Annotated in this window: 16 protein-coding genes; 11 read left to right on the forward strand and 5 right to left on the reverse strand. The window is 51.2% G+C overall.

Annotated features, from left to right (window positions below; all coding sequences use genetic code 11):
* Nucleotides 1-2 precede the first annotated feature (2 nt).
* The 3 genes from deoB (at nucleotide 3) to AC1MKH_RS03230 (ending at nucleotide 2724) form a co-directional block, all read left to right on the forward strand.
* The gene (gene deoB / locus AC1MKH_RS03220) at nucleotides 3-1226 is read left to right on the forward strand and encodes a phosphopentomutase (RefSeq protein ID WP_276221865.1); all 1224 of its coding nucleotides are present in this window, start codon (nucleotides 3-5) and stop codon (nucleotides 1224-1226) included.
* A gap of 107 nt (nucleotides 1227-1333) precedes the next feature.
* Nucleotides 1334-2053 carry a purine-nucleoside phosphorylase gene (gene deoD, locus AC1MKH_RS03225; RefSeq protein ID WP_015966021.1) on the forward strand — a complete coding sequence of 240 codons (720 nt, stop codon included), beginning with the start codon at nucleotides 1334-1336 and terminating at the stop codon, nucleotides 2051-2053.
* A 182-nt stretch (nucleotides 2054-2235) separates the two neighbouring features.
* A complete protein-coding gene (locus AC1MKH_RS03230; RefSeq protein ID WP_276221868.1) occupies nucleotides 2236-2724 on the forward strand; it encodes an REP-associated tyrosine transposase in 489 nt (162 codons plus the stop codon).
* A gap of 86 nt (nucleotides 2725-2810) precedes the next feature.
* On the opposite strand, the gene lplA is transcribed toward AC1MKH_RS03230, so the two are convergent.
* Both lplA and AC1MKH_RS03240 read right to left on the reverse strand, forming a co-directional pair.
* Complete coding sequence (gene lplA / locus AC1MKH_RS03235) at nucleotides 2811-3827, reverse strand: lipoate--protein ligase (RefSeq protein ID WP_276221870.1); 1017 nt, start codon at nucleotides 3825-3827, stop codon at nucleotides 2811-2813.
* A gap of 14 nt (nucleotides 3828-3841) precedes the next feature.
* Nucleotides 3842-4483, reverse strand: coding sequence for a YtjB family periplasmic protein (locus AC1MKH_RS03240; RefSeq protein ID WP_015966018.1), 642 nt, complete (start codon nucleotides 4481-4483; stop codon nucleotides 3842-3844).
* Between the two features lie 104 nt (nucleotides 4484-4587).
* On the opposite strand from AC1MKH_RS03240, the gene serB reads away from it, so the two are divergent.
* From serB to AC1MKH_RS03280, 8 genes are all read left to right on the forward strand, one after another.
* Nucleotides 4588-5559: a phosphoserine phosphatase gene (gene serB / locus AC1MKH_RS03245; RefSeq protein WP_276221874.1), complete on the forward strand. Its 972-nt coding sequence runs from the start codon at nucleotides 4588-4590 to the stop codon at nucleotides 5557-5559.
* 10 nt (nucleotides 5560-5569) lie between these two features.
* Entirely contained in the window at nucleotides 5570-6955 is a 1386-nt protein-coding gene (gene radA, locus AC1MKH_RS03250) for a DNA repair protein RadA (protein ID WP_276221876.1), read from the forward strand.
* 247 nt (nucleotides 6956-7202) lie between these two features.
* Complete coding sequence (nadR, locus tag AC1MKH_RS03255) at nucleotides 7203-8435, forward strand: multifunctional transcriptional regulator/nicotinamide-nucleotide adenylyltransferase/ribosylnicotinamide kinase NadR (RefSeq protein WP_108475582.1); 1233 nt, start codon at nucleotides 7203-7205, stop codon at nucleotides 8433-8435.
* A gap of 389 nt (nucleotides 8436-8824) precedes the next feature.
* A complete protein-coding gene (locus AC1MKH_RS03260; RefSeq protein WP_276221879.1) occupies nucleotides 8825-9601 on the forward strand; it encodes an ABC transporter permease in 777 nt (258 codons plus the stop codon).
* Nucleotides 9598-10275, forward strand: coding sequence for an ABC transporter ATP-binding protein (locus tag AC1MKH_RS03265; RefSeq protein WP_276221882.1), 678 nt, complete (start codon nucleotides 9598-9600; stop codon nucleotides 10273-10275). Before AC1MKH_RS03260 ends, AC1MKH_RS03265 begins: the two co-directional genes overlap by 4 nt.
* 8 nt (nucleotides 10276-10283) lie before the next feature.
* On the forward strand, nucleotides 10284-10934 hold the full coding sequence (locus AC1MKH_RS03270; RefSeq protein ID WP_276221884.1) for an acyltransferase: 651 nt from the start codon (nucleotides 10284-10286) through the stop codon (nucleotides 10932-10934).
* Nucleotides 10931-12469 carry a glycosyltransferase family 29 protein gene (locus AC1MKH_RS03275; RefSeq protein ID WP_276221886.1) on the forward strand — a complete coding sequence of 513 codons (1539 nt, stop codon included), beginning with the start codon at nucleotides 10931-10933 and terminating at the stop codon, nucleotides 12467-12469. The genes AC1MKH_RS03270 and AC1MKH_RS03275 overlap by 4 nt, the downstream gene beginning before the upstream one ends.
* Nucleotides 12459-13388 (forward strand): glycosyltransferase family 2 protein, encoded by a 930-nt coding sequence (locus AC1MKH_RS03280; RefSeq protein ID WP_276221888.1) that lies wholly within the window; start codon nucleotides 12459-12461, stop codon nucleotides 13386-13388. Before AC1MKH_RS03275 ends, AC1MKH_RS03280 begins: the two co-directional genes overlap by 11 nt.
* Before the next feature lie 21 nt (nucleotides 13389-13409).
* Here the strand turns inward: AC1MKH_RS03280 and AC1MKH_RS03285 are convergent, their stop codons facing one another.
* From AC1MKH_RS03285 to AC1MKH_RS03295, 3 genes are read right to left on the reverse strand one after another with little or no spacing between them, the layout of a single operon-like run.
* Entirely contained in the window at nucleotides 13410-14678 is a 1269-nt protein-coding gene (locus AC1MKH_RS03285) for a capsule polysaccharide biogenesis protein (protein ID WP_276221891.1), read from the reverse strand.
* A gap of 13 nt (nucleotides 14679-14691) precedes the next feature.
* Entirely contained in the window at nucleotides 14692-16713 is a 2022-nt protein-coding gene (locus tag AC1MKH_RS03290; protein WP_276221892.1) for a capsule polysaccharide biogenesis protein, read from the reverse strand.
* A gap of 21 nt (nucleotides 16714-16734) precedes the next feature.
* Nucleotides 16735-18405, reverse strand: a complete 1671-nt coding sequence (locus AC1MKH_RS03295; RefSeq protein WP_276221894.1) for a polysaccharide biosynthesis/export family protein — start codon at nucleotides 18403-18405, stop codon at nucleotides 16735-16737.
* Between the last annotated feature and the right edge of the window lie 22 nt (nucleotides 18406-18427).

Raw genomic sequence — 18427 nt, forward strand, 5'->3', positions numbered from 1 at the left:
AGATGAAACGTGCATTTATTATGGTGCTGGACTCCTTTGGTATCGGCGCAACTGAAGATGCCGACCGCTTTGGCGATGTCGGTGCGGATACAATGGGCCATATCGCAGAAGCCTGCGCCAAAGGTGAGGCTGACAATGGCCGTAAAGGCCCGCTGAACCTGCCTAACCTGACCCGCCTGGGCCTGGTGAAAGCGCATGAGGGTTCTACCGGTAAAATCGCCGCGGGTATGGACGGCAATGCAGAAGTCGTTGGCGCGTACGCGTGGGCGCATGAACTCTCTTCCGGTAAAGACACCCCGTCGGGTCACTGGGAAATCGCTGGCGTGCCGGTTCTGTTCGAGTGGGGCTACTTTAGCGACCACCAAAACAGTTTCCCGCAGGAGTTGCTGGATAAACTGGTAAAACGCGCGAACCTGCCGGGTTACCTGGGTAACTGCCACTCTTCCGGTACCGTGATTCTGGACGAGCTGGGCGAAGAGCACATGAAAACCGGTAAGCCGATTTTCTACACCTCCGCCGACTCCGTGTTCCAGATTGCCTGCCACGAAGAGACGTATGGCCTGGATAAACTTTACGAGCTGTGTGAAATCGCCCGTGAAGAGCTGACCGAAGGCGGTTACAACATTGGCCGCGTGATTGCGCGTCCGTTTATCGGCGACAAAGCCGGTAACTTCCAGCGTACCGGCAACCGTCACGACCTGGCTGTAGAACCGCCAGCGCCGACCGTGTTGCAGAAACTGGTTGATGAGAAAGACGGCCACGTGGTGTCCGTGGGTAAAATCGCGGATATCTACGCTAACTGCGGTATCACCAAAAAAGTGAAAGCCACCGGGCTGGATGCGCTGTTTGACGCGACCATCAAAGAGATGAAAGAAGCGGGCGATAAGACCATTGTCTTCACTAACTTCGTTGATTTCGACTCTTCCTGGGGTCACCGTCGCGATATCGCGGGGTATGCTGCGGGTCTTGAGCTGTTCGACCGCCGTCTGCCGGAGCTGATGGAGCTGGTAGGGGAAGATGACATTCTGATCCTGACCGCTGACCACGGCTGCGACCCAAGCTGGCAGGGCACCGACCATACCCGTGAACACATCCCGGTACTGGTTTATGGCCCGAAAGTGAAACCGGGTTCGCTCGGCCACCGCGAAACGTTTGCGGATATCGGCCAGACGCTGGCGACGTACTTCGGTACGTCACCGATGGAATACGGTAAAAACATGCTGTGATTGCTTGCCCGGTGGCGCTGCGCTTACCGGGCCTACGATTCTGTTTTTGTAGGCCCGATAAGGCGTAGCCGCCATCGGGCATTAACAATTAATAAAAGGATAAAACGATGGCTACCCCACACATTAACGCAGAAATGGGCGATTTCGCTGACGTAGTTTTGATGCCAGGCGACCCGCTGCGTGCGAAGCACATTGCTGAAACTTTCCTCGAAGACGTGCGTGAAGTGAACAACGTTCGCGGCATGCTGGGCTTCACCGGTACCTACAAGGGCCGCAAAATCTCCGTAATGGGCCACGGCATGGGTATCCCGTCCTGCTCCATCTACACCAAAGAGCTGATCACCGATTTCGGTGTGAAGAAAATCATTCGCGTGGGTTCCTGCGGCGCGGTGCGCCCGGACGTAAAACTGCGTGACGTAGTTATCGGTATGGGCGCGTGCACCGACTCTAAAGTAAACCGTCTGCGCTTTAAAGATCACGACTTTGCAGCGATTGCTGACTTCGGTATGGTGCGTAACGCGGTAGACGCAGCGAAAGCACTGGGCGTTGATGCGCGCGTGGGTAACATCTTCTCCGCAGACCTGTTCTACACGCCGGACCCGCAAATGTTCGACGTGATGGAAAAATACGGCATTCTGGGGATCGAGATGGAAGCGGCGGGCATCTACGGTGTGGCAGCAGAGTTTGGCGCGAAAGCGCTGACCATCTGCACCGTGTCTGACCATATCCGTACCCACGAGCAGACCACTGCCGCTGAACGTCAGACCACGTTCAATGACATGATCAAAATCGCGCTGGAATCTGTACTGCTGGGCGACCAGGAGTAAGGTGCCTGTGGTGCCCGGTGGCGCTTCGCTTACCGGGCCTACGGTGTAGGCCGGATAAGGCGCAGCCGCCATCCGGCATTTTTACCGCGAAATTGCGAACTCCCTTCCTGTTATTTCCCCACCCAATTGCTTTTTATTTTCTGCACGCTACGTTTGATTTTTTGTTTATGGAGATAAACAAAATGTCGAACTATCGGCGTTATTACATCAACGGCGGGACCTGGTTTTTCACGGTGAATTTGAAAAATCGGCAAACTGATTTGTTGGTCAACCATATTGCAGACCTGAGATCTGTGGTGAAAGACGTTAAACAGAAAAAACCTTTTTACATTGATGCCTGGGTTGTTCTGCCGGAACACCTTCACTGTATCTGGACACTCCCTCAGAACGAATATGATTTTTCGGCACGCTGGCGAGAGATTAAAAAACGCTTCTCCAAAGCAATCATGTGCGGCGCTGTTTGGCAGCCTCGCTTTTGGGAACATGCTATTCGCGATGAGGAAGATTATCGCCGTCATGTGGATTACATCTACATTAATCCGGTAAAACACGGTTGGGTAAAACGTGTTCAGGATTGGCCATTTTCCTCGTTTCATCGCGATGTGCGAGAGGGAATTTATCCGGCGGGTTGGGCGGGGGATATCAACGAATTCAGGACCGGAGAGCGATAATAACGCCCGGTGGCGCTGCGCTTACCGGGCCTACACCGCGCACGGATTCGTAGGCCGGATAAGGCGCAGCCGCCATCCGGCAATAATTACCGCACCGCCCCCGCAATCCACGCTGACAACTCCCGCAACTCTTTCTCCTGCTCCGGGAAATCACCTAACAGCGCTTCGCACTCCTGCTGTAACACATCCGCCCGATACAAACACCCCTGCAAACGCGCGGCCAGCGCTTCTAGCGGCGCAGGATTCAAACTGTCGGTAAATACCTGCGTACGGGTGATGTGCCCCTTTTCGACGTCGAAATGCAGCTCTACGCCGCCCCAGGTGAAGCGTTCGTCCAGCAGATGACTAAAGACCGGGGCCTGACCGAAATTCCACTCCCAGCTACTTTGACGCGCAAACGTCTCGGCAAAGTTCGGCAGGTCTGGTGTTTTATCCGGCGAGATAATCTCGGCGTCTACGCGTTCGCCATAATGGGCGAAAAACGCCTCCGTAATCGCTGTACAAATTTGCTCATGCGTCACGCCCGGCAGCAGTTCGACGAGGTTTGCCACGCGCCCGCGCACGGAGGTAATGCCCTTCGCCTGTAGTTTTTTCTTATCCGGGTTGAGGTAGTTCGCCAGACGACTGAGGTCGGCGTTGAGCAGCAGCGTGCCGTGATGGAACCCGCGATCTTTGGTCTCGCGATAGGCCGAACCGGACACCTTGCGATCGCCCTCCGGCGTTTTCACGATGAGGTCGTTGCGTCCGGACGCTTCCGCCACCGCGCCCAGCGAATTCAGCGCGTCCAGCACGATGCTGGTTGAGACGGTTTTGTCATACTCCGGTTTACCCGCCATAAATGTAAAACAGGTATTGCCGAGGTCATGGAACACCGCGCCGCCGCCGCTGCTGCGACGCGCCAGGCGCACGTTGTCTTCTTCCATGCGCCGCGTATTACACTCTTTCCACGGGTTTTGCGCGCGGCCAATGACCACGGTATCGGCGTTACGCCAGAGGAACAGCACGCGCTGAGTGGCGGGCATCTGACGGAAAATACACTCTTCAACCGCCAGGTTAAACCAGGGGTCGTATGAGTCTGAGAGGAGCAGGCGTAAAGTGGCCATATTGAGTTCCCTTTCTACTCTTTTTTCTCTTCTTCCTCTTCCTGTACCGGTTTATTGGCGGTGAGAAGGAAGGGTGATTGTTGCCAGCGGGTGCGTTTACCCTGTAGCAGCGTTCGTGTGAGCACTACGCCAATGGCAAGCGACAGCAACAGCATCAGGCGCAGAATATTGGTGGTGTTATCGACCTGTTTGGCTTCTGTTGGCAGCGTATGGGTGTCGAGCGTCAGACGTAAATACCCCAGCGGCCCATTTTTGCCCTGAATGGGTTCGACGATTTGCTGATTGAAATAGCCGCCCGCTTTTTTGCCATCCAGCGCCAGACGGTCACGCAGTTCGACGCTCTCGCCGGCGCGGGCGATCATGTCGCCTTTCTCATCATACACCCCGGCGTCAAGGATGCGGCTTTCAGCGGTGAGTTGCGTGAGCAACTGGCGGACTTTTTTCTCATCTGGCGTCTCACTACGCACCAGCGGCGCAAGATTCAGCGCCACCTGACGGGCGAGCGTGCGCGCCAGTTCTTCAAGCTGCGGATTACGCTGCTGCTGGTGTTGTTGACTGAACCATGACGCCCCTTGCATCAATGCCACCAGAAGTGCGAGGCATATCAGGACAATCACGGCGCGATGCAGTCTAAATTTCAGTTTTGCGCGTACCATATTCCACCTTTGAAAATTTGCAGCTTAATGTTGCCAGAAGCGCTGGTTACAAGGTAGCCTCATGCGTTATTTTCCTGGCCTTAATGAAGTGGAGTGGAGCTGTAATGCCGAACAGTTTGACCTGGTGCGACCTGCCTGAAGATGTCTCCTTGTGGCCTGGGTTGCCGCTTTCTTTAAGTGGCGATGAAGTGATGCCACTGGATTATCATGCCGGACGTAGCGGCTGGCTGCTCTACGGACGCGGGCTGGATAAACCCCAGTTAACCTCTTATCAGCGCAAGCTGGGCGCGGCAATGGTGATTGTTGCGGCCTGGTGTGTGGAAGATTATCAGGTTATTCGCCTGGCCGGGTCATTAACGCCGCGCGCGACCAAACTGGCACACGACGCTGGGCTGGATGTTGCGCCGCTGGGGAAAATCCCACACCTGCGTACGCCTGGATTATTGGTGATGGATATGGATTCCACCGCTATTCAGATTGAATGCATTGATGAAATCGCCAAACTGGCCGGTACCGGCGAGCTGGTTTCTGAAGTGACCGAGCGCGCGATGCGTGGTGAACTCGACTTCGCCGCCAGCCTGCGTCAGCGCGTTGCGACGCTTAAGGGCGCGGATGCCAATATTTTGCGTCAGGTCCGCGACGATCTGCCATTAATGCCGGGCTTAACCCAACTGGTACTGAAGCTGGAATCGCTGGGCTGGAAAGTGGCGATAGCCTCCGGTGGTTTTACCTTCTTTGCGGAATATCTACGCGATAAGCTGCGTCTGACTGCTGCGGTCGCCAACGAACTGGGCATTATGGATGGCGTGCTGACGGGCGAAGTGGTAGGCGATATCGTTGATGCGAAATATAAAGCCAATACGTTGCAGCGCCTTGCTGAACAGTATGATATTCCGAAAGATCAGACCGTCGCTATTGGCGATGGCGCGAACGATCTGCCGATGATCAAAGCGGCTGGGCTGGGTATCGCTTATCATGCCAAGCCGAAAGTTAATGAACAGACGGAAGTCACCATCCGTCACGCTGACCTGATTGGGGTGCTGTGCATTCTGACGGGCAGCCTGAATCAGGAATAAGAGGTAAAACGTGGCGAAAGCTCCAAAACGCGCATTTGTCTGTAATGAATGTGGTGCGGATTATCCGCGCTGGCAGGGGCAGTGCAGCGCCTGCCAGGCCTGGAATACCATCACCGAAGTGCGTGGTGTGGCGGCTTCTCCAACCGTTGCGCGTAATGAACGTCTGAGCGGCTATGCGGGCAGCGCTGGCGTGTCGAAGGTGCAGAAGCTGTCGGATATCAGTCTGGAAGAGCTGCCGCGTTTCTCAACCGGTTTTAAAGAGTTTGACCGCGTACTGGGCGGTGGCGTGGTGCCGGGGAGCGCGATTCTTATCGGCGGTAACCCTGGGGCCGGGAAATCAACGCTGCTGCTGCAAACGCTGTGTAAACTCGCTGAGCAGATGAAAACGCTGTACGTCACCGGCGAAGAGTCATTACAGCAGGTGGCGATGCGTGCGCATCGTCTCGGCCTGCCGACCGCCAATCTCAATATGCTGTCAGAAACCAGCATCGAACAGATTTGCATGATTGCTGAGGAAGAGCAGCCGAAGCTGATGGTTATCGACTCCATTCAGGTGATGCACATGGCGGATATTCAGTCATCGCCTGGCAGCGTGGCACAGGTGCGCGAAACCGCAGCTTACCTGACGCGGTTTGCGAAAACGCGCGGCGTGGCGATTGTGATGGTTGGCCACGTGACCAAAGATGGCTCGCTGGCGGGCCCGAAAGTGCTGGAACACTGTATCGACTGCTCGGTGCTGCTGGACGGCGATGCTGATTCGCGCTTCCGCACCCTGCGCAGCCATAAAAACCGTTTTGGCGCAGTGAATGAACTGGGCGTGTTCGCGATGACCGAACAGGGGCTGCGCGAAGTCAGCAACCCGTCAGCTATTTTCCTGAGCCGTGGCGATGAAGTTACCTCGGGCAGCTCGGTAATGGTGGTGTGGGAAGGTACGCGCCCGCTGCTGGTTGAGATTCAGGCGCTGGTGGATCACTCGATGATGTCGAACCCGCGTCGCGTGGCTGTTGGGCTGGAGCAGAACCGTCTGGCGATTCTGCTGGCGGTGCTGCATCGTCATGGCGGTTTGCAGATGGCGGATCAAGACGTGTTCGTTAACGTTGTCGGCGGCGTGAAGGTCACCGAAACCAGCGCCGACCTGGCGCTGCTGCTGGCGATGGTCTCCAGCCTGCGCGACAGGCCGCTACCGCAGGATCTCGTGGTATTTGGTGAAGTGGGCCTTGCCGGAGAAATTCGCCCGGTGCCGAGCGGCCAGGAACGTATTTCCGAAGCGGCCAAACACGGTTTCCGCCGCGCAATTGTGCCTGCCGCGAACGTACCGAAAAAGCCGCCCGAAGGCATGCAGGTATTCGGCGTGAAAAAACTCGCGGATGCGCTAAACGTCTTTGACGATTTATAATTAACATCGCGCCGTTGCCGGATGGCGGCGTAAACGCCTTATCCGGCCTGGCGATCCCGTAGGCTTGATAAGCGCAGCGCCATCAGGCGCAGTTCGGTGCCGTTGCCGGATGCGGCTACCGCCTTATCCGGCCTGGCGAGCCCGTAGGCCTGATAAGCGCAGCGCCATCAGGCGCAGTTCGGCGCCGTTGCCGGATACGGCGTAAAATTGTTTTACCATCGTTTATCCCCATCAGCAGGAGGCTCTTGTGTCATCGTTCGACTATCTTAAAACCGCGATCCGTCAGAAAGGTTGCACGCTACAGCAGGTAGCTGACGCCAGCGGCATGACCAAGGGCTACCTCAGTCAGTTGTTGAACGCCAAAATCAAAAGCCCAAGCGCGCAGAAACTGGAAGCACTGCATCGCTTTTTAGGCCTGGAGTTCCCGCGTCTGCAAAAGACCGTTGGCGTGGTCTTCGGTAAGTTCTACCCGCTGCATACCGGCCACATCTACCTGATTCAGCGCGCCTGTAGCCAGGTGGACGAGCTGCATATCATCATGGGTTACGACGACGTGCGCGACCGCACGCTGTTTGAGCAGAGCGCCATGTCGCAACAGCCCACCGTCCCGGACCGCCTGCGTTGGTTGCTGCAAACCTTTAAATATCAGAAAAACATTCGCATCCACGCTTTCAATGAAGAAGGCATGGAGCCTTACCCGCACGGCTGGGATGTGTGGAGCCGCGGCATGAAAGCCTTTATGGAAGAGAAGGGCATTCAACCCGACGTTATCTACACCTCCGAAGAGCTGGATGCCCCGCAGTATATTGAACATCTCGGCATCAAAACCGTGCTGGTCGATCCGAAGCGAACCTTCATGAACATCAGCGGCGGGCAGATTCGTGAGAACCCGTTCCGCTACTGGGAGTACATCCCCACCGAAGTGAAGCCGTTCTTTGTGCGCACGGTAGCGATTCTTGGCGGCGAATCCAGCGGTAAATCGACGCTGGTGAATAAGCTCGCCAATATCTTCAACACCTCCAGCGCCTGGGAGTATGGCCGCGATTATGTCTTCTCGCATCTGGGCGGTGATGAGATGGCGCTGCAATATTCCGATTACGACAAAATTGCGCTCGGCCATGCGCAGTACATTGATTTTGCTGTGAAATATGCCAACAAAGTGACCTTTATCGATACCGATTTTGTTAGCACCCAGGCGTTCTGCAAAAAATATGAAGGCCGCGAGCATCCGTTCGTGCAGGCGATGATTGATGAATACCGTTTCGACCTGGTGATTCTGCTGGAGAACAACACGCCGTGGATCAACGACGGACTACGCAGCCTGGGCAGCTCTGTCGATCGCAAAGAGTTTCAGTCGCTGCTGGTATCGATGCTCAAGGAAAACAACATTGAGTTCGTACACGTAGAAGAGGCGGACTACGATGCGCGCTTCCTGCGCTGCGTAGAGCTGGTGAAGCAACTGATGGGCGAAGCGGGATAAAGCGACCTATTATAGCGGCAGATTAAATCGCGTTGTCTGCCGCGAACCCCAAACCCTCACCCGAAAATATATATTAATTAAATAATTCAATTTAAACTCATCACTATTTTATTTATTAAGAAAAACTAAAATCAATATTTAGTTTATATTGCCACAATAGAATAGGAACTTGTTCTATTTAGGTCTACATTACGCACGTTGGGATATTCCTGAATTATACATCAAGGGAATGATGTTGATTTATTAATTGCAATGGAAAATGGATTTCTACTGCACTCTCACTCATTCCCCGCCTGATACCTCCCTTCACACACTTTTAATGATTACCGGCGCTCTGGCAGCCTGAAGCCAGGGGCGGTAGCGTGCCTGATTCAACTATCGGATAAACCATGGCCAGAAGTGGTATTGAAGTTCAACGAGCTGCCGTTAGCGCGCTCTTCCTGCGTGAGATTAAAACCCGATTCGGGAAATACCGTTTAGGCTATTTTTGGGCGGTGCTGGAACCGGCGGCGCATATGCTGGTGATGCTGGCAGTATTCGGTTTTATTATGCATCGCACGATGCCGGATATCTCTTTCCCCGTATTTCTGATTAACGGCATCATCCCGTACTTTCTTTTCAGCAATATAACGACACGGTCGATTGGCGCCATCGAAGCCAACCAGGGGCTGTTTAACTATCGCCCCGTCAGGCCGGTGGACACCATCATCGCCCGCGCGTTGCTTGAAACCCTGATTTACGGCTGCGTGTACATTGTACTGATGACCATCGTCGGCTTTGCCGGAGAAACCTTCGCAGTTACCCGCCTGGTGACGCTTATTCTCACCTGGTTGCTGCTGGTGATTTTCTCCTGCGGTGTGGGGCTCATCTTTATGGTGGTTGGGAATGCCTTCCCGGAGACGGAGAAGTTTTTGCCGATCCTGATTAAGCCGCTCTATTTTGTCTCCTGCATTATGTTTCCCCTGCATGCCATTCCGCGCGATTACTGGCCGTATTTGTTGTGGAACCCGATTGTGCACATCGTCGAACTGAGCCGTGAATGCGTGGTGGCGAACTACGTTAGCGAGGGCGTGAACCTGCCGTATCTGGCATTTTGTACGCTGGTAGTGCTGTTTCTCGGGCTGGCGGTGTATCGCCGTAACGAAGAGGCGATGCTCACATCATGATCAGTATCGAGAACCTGTCTAAATCCTACCCCACGCCGCAGGGGCGGCATTACGTTTTTAAAGATTTCAATATCGAACTGCCGAGCGGCAAAAGTGTGGCGATCATTGGTCGCAACGGTGCGGGGAAATCGACGCTGCTGCGCATGATCGGCGGCATCGACCGCCCCGACAGCGGGCGAATTATCACCGACAGCACCATCTCCTGGCCCGTCGGGCTGGCGGGTGGTTTTCAGGGCAGCCTGACCGGGCGAGAGAACGTGAAGTTTGTCGCGCGCCTGTATGCCACTCGCGACGAGCTGAAAGAGAAGGTCGCTTTTGTTGAGGAGTTCGCCGAGCTGGGGAAATACTTTGATATGCCGATTAAAACCTATTCTTCCGGGATGCGTTCGCGTCTGGGGTTTGGATTAAGTATGGCGTTTAAGTTTGATTATTATCTGGTGGATGAAGTGACGGCAGTAGGCGATGCCAGGTTTAAGCAGAAGTGTGCGGAGCTGTTTAAAGATCGGCACAAGGAAGCGAGTTTTTTGATGGTTTCGCATAGTTTAAGTTCACTACACGAATACTGTGATTCTGCAATATTATTAGGTCGGAATAATATCTTTTCATATTTTGATAATATATCTGATTGTATTGATTTATATATAAAAGAAGAACGATGCTGTATAAATAAATGAGAGGTTATATGACATTTCAAGAGTTTGTTAATTTAGTGGAGTCAAGGAATGGACATGTAATTGGTGAGCCAGTTATATGGAAAGCAGTTAATGTTTCTCTAAATGGAGAACGAACTGTTTTTGAATTTGATTCAAATGTTAAAGTTGATGGAGTATCAATTACAGATTACGGTGGTGACAATCGGATTTCTATTGGCAAAGGTTCAAAACTTAATGGAATGATAAAAATAGGGGCCAAATGTACTCTTGTTATAGGTGAGAGATTTTCTTCAACTGCCGGCTTAAAACTTCATCTAGCTGAAGGCAAAGGAATATTCATTGGTAATGATTGCATGTTTGGAATTGACGTAAATATATATAACCATGATTACCATCCTATTTTTTTCAAATCAAATGGAGAAAGAATTAATTATTCAAGAGATGTGGTTATTCAGGATTGTGTGTGGTTAGCAAATAAAGTAACTGTTTTAAAAGGAGTAACTATTCATAAAGGTGCCATCATCGGTTTGGGCTCCACGGTAGTAAATAAAATAGATTCATATTGTTTAGCTGTAGGAAGTCCTGCAAAAGTTGTAAAGGAAGGCATTGTTTGGCATAAGGCATCGTTAAATACAACACACCCTTATGGTATTAACAATATTTCGGAGTTGTTAAAATGAGTGTATTGTATAGAAAAGCCAGAAAACTAGTAAGTAACCCAAAAGGTTTTTTTCAAGATAGTAAGATATTTAATGGAAACAGACCTACTGAAAACAAAAGAAATATTTCCACCGATAAATTTTCATCTAAAGATAAAGAGCAGATACAGATTTACTTGAATGAATTGAGTCTGGAAAGTAAGGTTTTTTATAATCATTGCTATAAAATATTTAACGCCCATGCAACTTTAAACATAGGTAACTATAGGTTAAATGACAATGAGATATTGTTTTGTCTTAATGACGATGTATTTGTAGGGAAAATAGAACATCCTGTGGAGGATAATACTTTATTAAAGGGGGAGGTGCTTATTTCATCGGTAGAAAACTCTTGTGAAAGTAAGTCTTTTTCTGTTATTGAAGGTGTCGTTCATAAAATTAATGTACAACATATGAAGGAAATTAATGATTTCAATATGTTGTATTATTATTATCTTGAAAGGCCAGAGAGCACTGAGCAATCTCAGATTAAATATGCCTTGTCAGCTGGCATATATGAGGAAAAAGTAATTAGAGGCGTCGTGTCTATATTAAATGAAAGGTGCGATAAATTACAGTTAGATGATTTGATTCTATTTTTCAAGAAGGCTTATCGTATCCTTGGGACAGATGGTCGGTTGGAAAGTATAGCGAATAAAATTTGTAATCTTTCTAAGAAAAAAGCATTTCCGGTACATTTTTTAATGACTTTAGCGGCATTTTTTGTAGAGAGTGGCGCGTATGATAAAGCAATTGAAATTGCATTAAAAGCAAAGGAAAAAGATGTTGATGCATGGAATAATCATCGCTATCTTGGATTAACATATTTGTTGTTTAAAAATGGGTTGATCAATGAGTGTTGGGCTGAAAAAGAGCATGATCTTTTTCTTATGTTAAGTCGTAATGAATGGGAGTTTGAACAGTATTTAGAAACGTACTCACATAGATTGGCTGTAGTTGGTAATGCTCCTATTGAGTTGAACAAGAAAAAAGGAAAATACATCGACTCTTTTGATAAAGTCGTGCGTTTTAATGGGGCAATAACTGATTATCCGTACTGTATTGACTATGGGAAAAAGACAAATGTTCTGATCATTAACCCTCGTTATTATGAGACGCAACGAAATAGAAAATACAACCTTGATTATCTTGTTATATCTGATGGCAATTTATATTCTACAAAAAATCTCTTCTTTAAAGTTCATGATCTATTTCAGTACGCTGATAAAATATGTTTATTACCAAGGAAGTTGGATATAGCATTAACGCAAAAAATAGCAGCATCTCCAAGTAGTGGTTTGAAGCTTATGCATTGGGTATACACAATAAGTGGCGAACTGTGTCAGAACCAAGTATTTGGTTTTTCTTTAACTGATCAAGCTCAAGGCGTTTCGACATCTTATTCTTCAGGAAGGCGAGTAGGTTTAAATACAATTCATAATTGGCAACGTGAACGAGAATTTTTGGAATCATTAATTTCCTCGGAAGATGTAAAGGACTATAATAATGAAATTTGATATTATCATTCCATTCAAAGACTCTATGAATTTTTTGCCGGGTATATGTAGTGACTTAAATAATCAAAGTGATTTGAATTTTAATGTCTATTTTGTTTCTGATCATTGTGAAGATAACTCAATAGTTTTTTTGAATGATAGTGTTTTTAGGTTTAAATATGAAATTTTATACTCCTCTGGAGAGGGACCAGGGTCTGCAAGAAACCATGGAGTAAAAAAATCCACTAGTGATTATATTTTGTTTATTGATGCGGATGATAGGATTTGCAAAGATTACGTATCTGAGTTTAAACATAAAGCATGTGAAAATCATTCAGATATAATTGAATGTATGTATCGCTCAGTAAATGAAGAAGGCCAGGTTATATCAGGAACAAAAATTGAAGATTATGTGTCAGGCAGTGATCGTTTCTTGTCTCTATTGCTAGGGGAACTGCCAAGATTATCCTGGGGTAAAGCATATAAACGCTCCTATTTATCTAAAGAAAATGTAACATTTCCTGAGGGAGTACATAATGGAGAGGACCATATTTTTTTGCTTCAAGCCTACAAGCATTCACCAAGAATTGATTTGCTTTATAAGCGCTTGTATTCATGGGTGAGATATAAAACCAGTCTTACGAATAGGCCTGTAAACAAAAAAACAATTGAGGATTTTATCAATGTTTCTATCATGAAAGATGAAATGATTAGTTCTTATGTAATGGAGGGGGATTTTAATTATCTTTTATTTAGTCGTCGGGTTTTTAAAGAAGCAAGAGCTTTAAAAAATAAAATATTAAATGATGGTCAAGCAGATTCTGTAGAGCTAATTGAATTTTTGAAGTCTCTAATTATAGATGATGACAGATTTGCTAACATTTCAATGAGTATAAAATACGATGCGGATACAGATTATTGGAATGATATTTTTGGTTGAGTTTTTGCTTTAAAATATATTCTAGTATTTAACGTTTTTATGGGTTTTATTTTTTTTATTTAAAATTTCAATATTTGTGCTTTTTGAATGGTTGTTTATTACCATAAGTCTATTCTCATCCCCATAAAACACCGCATTTATCTGCGTAGTCTCCAGCAGATAACTGCGGAAGATCGCCAGTAACCCCATATCCGGCTGGAATTCCGCCGTCCAGAACTGATGCAGATGCCCCTGATACGTTAAGCCTTTCATATCGTACAGGGCATCGCCCATCACCTTCAGCGGTTTGTTGTGAATCAACGCCGACAGGCCCGCCGTACTGTTAATCGTCACCACCGCTTTGGCATGCTTTAGCATCTCCGGCATCGGGAGATCGTGCACGTACAGCACCCGGTTACGAATGCCGTATTTCTTACTGAGCTTATTAATTAGCGGGCGATACAGGCGATGACCGCGATCCATCGGATGATGCTTGAACACCAGAAACTTGGTCGCAGGGGCTTTGGTGGCAAAGGAGTACATCACGTCGTTGATGTAATCACGCACGTCGGCATAGCCGCTGTGGTTGCGGATCTGGCTGTCGTTATAAACCTGTAAAATCGCGAGGTAATAGCGTTTATCCAGCTGCGTCTGAAGCCGGGGAAGAACGTCGCGCTCTTTAAACGCATACCAGTGTTTGCGTCGCCAGGCGCGCACCCAGCAGCGCATCTCATACCACGGCGAGAAAGACTTGTGGTGTCGATAAAGCGGGTAGTCGTGACGGTGAAACCAGCCCTCCAGGTAGTACCAGGTCGCGTGCCAGTAGCGTAAGCGAGTCGAGGGTTTTAACGGCTGAATATTGCGTGGCGGCAGTTCGGGCAGATGGCGATAAAATTCAGGATCGCGAGGCAGGGAGGAGTAGGCGTTTACGCCGCCCTCTTCAAGGGTAATAAAGTGCGGGCGCAGGTATCCCTCTTCAAATGCCAGAAAACGCAGCCCTTTGGCCTGCGCCCATTGCCGGGCGACCTGGTGTAGCGGTCGGCAATCACCAAAACAGATCAATGTATCAAAGGGATAGGTTTTCCACGTCTCTTTTAGCCAGTGGGCAAAATATTCTGGCGTCTGGTCATATTGCAGCACCGGGCGATGCCGACAGTAAAAGCGATCGCCGCCGTTAAAGACCACGTTTACCGCTTCGCGGCCTTTGCTCTCCAGCCAGTCGGCCAGGTCGGCAAAGAACGGCCCCATCGGCCCCTGTAAAAGCAGATACCGCTTACCCGCCAGTAATTTGCTCATTGCTGTGCTGTCCATGCCTCAGCCCTCGCTAATTAAATTTCACCCGATAAAGATTCACGCCCTTGCGCACCCATCGCGTGATGCGTCCGGCTTTTTTCCTCGCGATCGTTTCTGGCCTTGTCTGCTCCATCAGCCATGCCGCCGCCTCTTCTACCGGAAGCACGCGCTTCTCCTGCGGATGAATGTAGGTGGGGTAAACTATCAGCGTCTGGTAAATCAGGTCTGCCAGAGTGAGCGTACGGTTGCGCCGCGAACAGGTATGTTCGTCGTGGGTTAACCCCCAGCCCGCGTAAAACGGCAGGCCGTAGCAGTACACGGTTTTGCCATGCATCAGCGCTTCAAACCCGGAAAGCGAAGTCATGGTGTGCAGTTCATCACAGGCGGTAATGCAGTCGATAATGTCGGCATCCATGGCCACGCAGTCAGCCAGATGTGCCATCACGTCGGCATCAATATGGCCGGGGCGATTGCCTGCCAGCACGTCAGGATGCGGCTTATAGACGATAAACGCCGACGGGTTACGCTCGCGTACGGTACGCAGCAGCGCCAGGTTGCTTTGAATATCGACACTCCCTGTGGCGATGGAGGCGTCGTTCTCCACCTGGCCGGGCACCAGCAGCAGGCGTTTACCGTCGGCGGCCTCAGGCCGTTGCCAGCCTTTGCCGAGGTTATATTTACTGAGCTTGCTGCTGACCAGCGTCTGCTGAAGCGCCAGCGCGCGGTCGCGTTCATCGAGGCGCAGTGTTGAATGGTTGAGTAGCGTTTCCAGGTCGCTGGCGCGGCGGGCATCGTAGTAAATCCCGGTTTTATCCAGCACCAGCGACAGCGGCATATGCAGGTCGGAACCCAGCCCGCTTGAGCGCAGAAAACCGTCCTCCATTCGCCAAATGGGCAGGTTCTGCGCGTGCGCCGCCTGGCTGAATTTGGTTTCGCCGTTCACGCCCCACACCACGCAGGCGGTGGCCGCTGGCGATTTTTTCTCAAAGCTCAGGGTGTTTTCCGGCGTTTTGAGGAAGGTTTTCATGATGGCGCTCTTCCACAGCGTCAGGCCGGGAACCCACAGATGGCCGCTGCGAGAAATCATATGCTGGCGTTGCAGCTGGAGCGCGTGCAGTACGTCGAATAAGGTGCCACGTTTGTGGGTGTAGGGGTCGAGATAACGCGGATACCGCAGCAGCGCTGCGCCAATTAATTGCAGCAGCGTCGCCTGGCCGCGCCTGCCGGTTAATGACTCCGCCAGTGGGTGGCGATCGTCCGTCAGCCCCCATCCGGCATACCACGGCAGGCCAAAGCAGGTTACCGATTTCCCGGCCATCAGCGCCTCGATGCCGTATTGCGAGGTAACGGTATAGACACGGCTCGCACTGCGCAGCAGCGACTGTGGGCTAACGTCCTGCGCCAGCAAGCGAATACGTGGGTCGCTGAAGCGGTCGGTAAGATAACCCCGCTTTTTACCGCTCAACACGTCGGGATGCGTTTTGACCCAAATTTCAGCGTCCGGATTTTCTTCACAGGCGGCGGCCAGCATGTTGCTAAAACTTTGCGCCGACCCTCCGCCCAGGGTTATCGACACATCGCCGTACGTCTGATCGATAACCAGCACAATCGGCTTTTCATGCGCGGCAGCGGGGAAGGGCAGGGCGTGGTTGTACTTCGATAAATCGCCGCTCACAATCAGGTCGATGGCCGATTGCGCCTCTTCAGCGAAGGCATTCTCTTCACACTCTTTATGGATGAGCCGTTCCAGCCTGCTCGGGCGGCTGGCATCGTAGTAAATGCCAAGATCGTCAACCACGATAGAGAGCGGCGGATGACCATTCACGCCCAGCCCGAGCGAGCGAATAAAGCCATCTTCCAGGCGCAGCAGCGGTAAATCCGCCGCCCGCGCTTTGGCGGCGGGCAGCGCAGTGTTGTCTTTCATTCCCCAGACGGCGACGGCGGAAATGTCGCCGGGAATGGCACCGCTAACCGACAGCTTGCGGCAGGGCTTGCCGAGCAGCTGGCTCAGATGGGGGATTTTCCAAATCCCCGAGGAATAGACGCCGATCATAATGCTCCCTGCATTCGTGCGTTAGATATCCAGAATGACTTTCGCCGCCACCGCCAGTTGATAAAGAATGGTGGAGATGCCGCGCGTCACTTCGATGTTTTTCGACTCGTACTTCGGCAGAACCATAATTTCATCGCCTGCCGCCAGAGCACCGACATCGTCCGCATCCACCGCAGAACCGTCCTGATGAATCACGATGATTTTCGACTGACCGGATTTCTGCGTCAGGCCGCCGCATTTCTCGATGTAATCGTCAGCGTCAAGCTTCTCTTCCCAACTGATGGCGTTCGGGAACAGCACTTCGCCATGCACCATAACCAGCGAGGTTTTCTCCGGAATGCTGATGACATCGCCATCTTCCAGTAGGACTGAATCGAGGTTTTTCTCGTTCAGCACCACCTGGCCTTTCGGCACCACCTGACGCGCTTTCGCCACAAAACGGCTGACCAGCTGCGCTTCCTGCATACGAAGCTGCGCTTCTTCCTGGGTGGATGACTGGGAAGAGAGCGACGCCTGTTCCAGCTTTTGCAGCTCAAGGGTGAGCATCTCTTTTTGCCGGATGGCGACAGAGTGGCGATAAAGCTGAATGCTGTTCATCTGCGACATGCTGTTCGGGCGCAGCTGTGTGAGCACCTGTTTCATGCTTGCGCCATAAGGCAGCACCAGCGCGTGTTCGCCGGAATGTGCGCCCTCGATGCGCACCTGAATGGTGCCGGCATAGCGGTCAGAACTGACGATCAGTTTGTCGCCATCCTGCAACGTGCGGCCCGCGGCACCGCTCAACGGATAATATTCCGTGCGTTTTACCGTGCCCTGCTGGCGGACGATGGTGAAGTGGGTTGCGCCCGGTTTTGGCCGCGCCCAGCTCAGCGCTTCATCCACCGAAATGGCGCTGCTGGCGAATTCGAAGTCATAGCTGTTATAGACGTCGCCATCCACGCTGAAGGTATATTTACGCGGGCCCACGACGATGGTATCGCCGTCTGAGAACTGCGACAGATTCAGCGTACCGTTAAGCAGGAAGTCATACAGGTTGACGCGGGAGCGCGTCGATTTGCCGCGCTTGATGGTGATGTCAACATAACTGCCGCGCTCGCTGTCTACGCCGCCCGCTTTACTCAGGTAGGAGAGCAGCGAATCGGACGCCACACCGCCGTACAGGCCGGGGTTTTTGACATAGCCGGTAACGAACACTTTCACCGGCTGCGCCTGCAACAGCGAGGCATAGACGTTAACGTTAGACTGATAAACCTCTTTGACCTTCGCGGTCACCAGGCCATTAAGCTGCCCGTTCGGTACGCCAGCCACTTTCAGCGGCCCGATATTCGGTACAAAGATATTGCCTTTCGGGTCGACCGGCAGCGCGCCGTCAAAGTTAAACGCGCCCCACAGACGCACCTGAATGGTATCGCCCAGCGAAACAACATAGCTCGGGTTAAATCCGATGCTGGTACCACTGTCGGCGCTGGTGCCGTTAAACAGCTGCGCGCCGAACATGCGGCTTAACGCCGGCGCTTCCATCATCGGCGGCGTGTTATCAAAACCGTTGTTCACCGCAGGTGACTTTTGCCCGCTGATGAGCGGTGATAACGGTGCGGCGCCGGTCAGTTCCGGGTCGGCGGTGACGCCTGTGGCGAGCGCCTGCCCAACGTGAAGGACTGCGAGCAGAACTACGGATTTAGCTAATTTCATAATGCACTCTGTTAAAAATGGC

The sequence above is a fragment of the Pseudocitrobacter sp. CD920760 genome, assembly GCF_057782505.1.

Bases quoted from the DNA above. Each gene is read 5' to 3' on its own strand.
- AC1MKH_RS03260 (WP_276221879.1), top strand. From the start codon at position 8,825: ATGGCCAGAAGTGGTATTGAAGTTCAACGAGCTGCCGTTAGCGCGCTC.
- deoB (WP_276221865.1), top strand. From the start codon at position 3: ATGAAACGTGCATTTATTATGGTGCTGGACTCCTTTGGTATCGGCGCA.
- AC1MKH_RS03280 (WP_276221888.1), top strand. From the start codon at position 12,459: ATGAAATTTGATATTATCATTCCATTCAAAGACTCTATGAATTTTTTG.
- AC1MKH_RS03285 (WP_276221891.1), bottom strand. From the start codon at position 14,678: ATGGACAGCACAGCAATGAGCAAATTACTGGCGGGTAAGCGGTATCTG.
- serB (WP_276221874.1), top strand. From the start codon at position 4,588: ATGCCGAACAGTTTGACCTGGTGCGACCTGCCTGAAGATGTCTCCTTG.
- AC1MKH_RS03275 (WP_276221886.1), top strand. From the start codon at position 10,931: ATGAGTGTATTGTATAGAAAAGCCAGAAAACTAGTAAGTAACCCAAAA.
- AC1MKH_RS03295 (WP_276221894.1), bottom strand. From the start codon at position 18,405: ATGAAATTAGCTAAATCCGTAGTTCTGCTCGCAGTCCTTCACGTTGGG.
- AC1MKH_RS03230 (WP_276221868.1), top strand. From the start codon at position 2,236: ATGTCGAACTATCGGCGTTATTACATCAACGGCGGGACCTGGTTTTTC.
- AC1MKH_RS03240 (WP_015966018.1), bottom strand. From the start codon at position 4,483: ATGGTACGCGCAAAACTGAAATTTAGACTGCATCGCGCCGTGATTGTC.
- AC1MKH_RS03270 (WP_276221884.1), top strand. From the start codon at position 10,284: ATGACATTTCAAGAGTTTGTTAATTTAGTGGAGTCAAGGAATGGACAT.
- AC1MKH_RS03290 (WP_276221892.1), bottom strand. From the start codon at position 16,713: ATGATCGGCGTCTATTCCTCGGGGATTTGGAAAATCCCCCATCTGAGC.
- lplA (WP_276221870.1), bottom strand. From the start codon at position 3,827: ATGGCCACTTTACGCCTGCTCCTCTCAGACTCATACGACCCCTGGTTT.
- deoD (WP_015966021.1), top strand. From the start codon at position 1,334: ATGGCTACCCCACACATTAACGCAGAAATGGGCGATTTCGCTGACGTA.
- AC1MKH_RS03265 (WP_276221882.1), top strand. From the start codon at position 9,598: ATGATCAGTATCGAGAACCTGTCTAAATCCTACCCCACGCCGCAGGGG.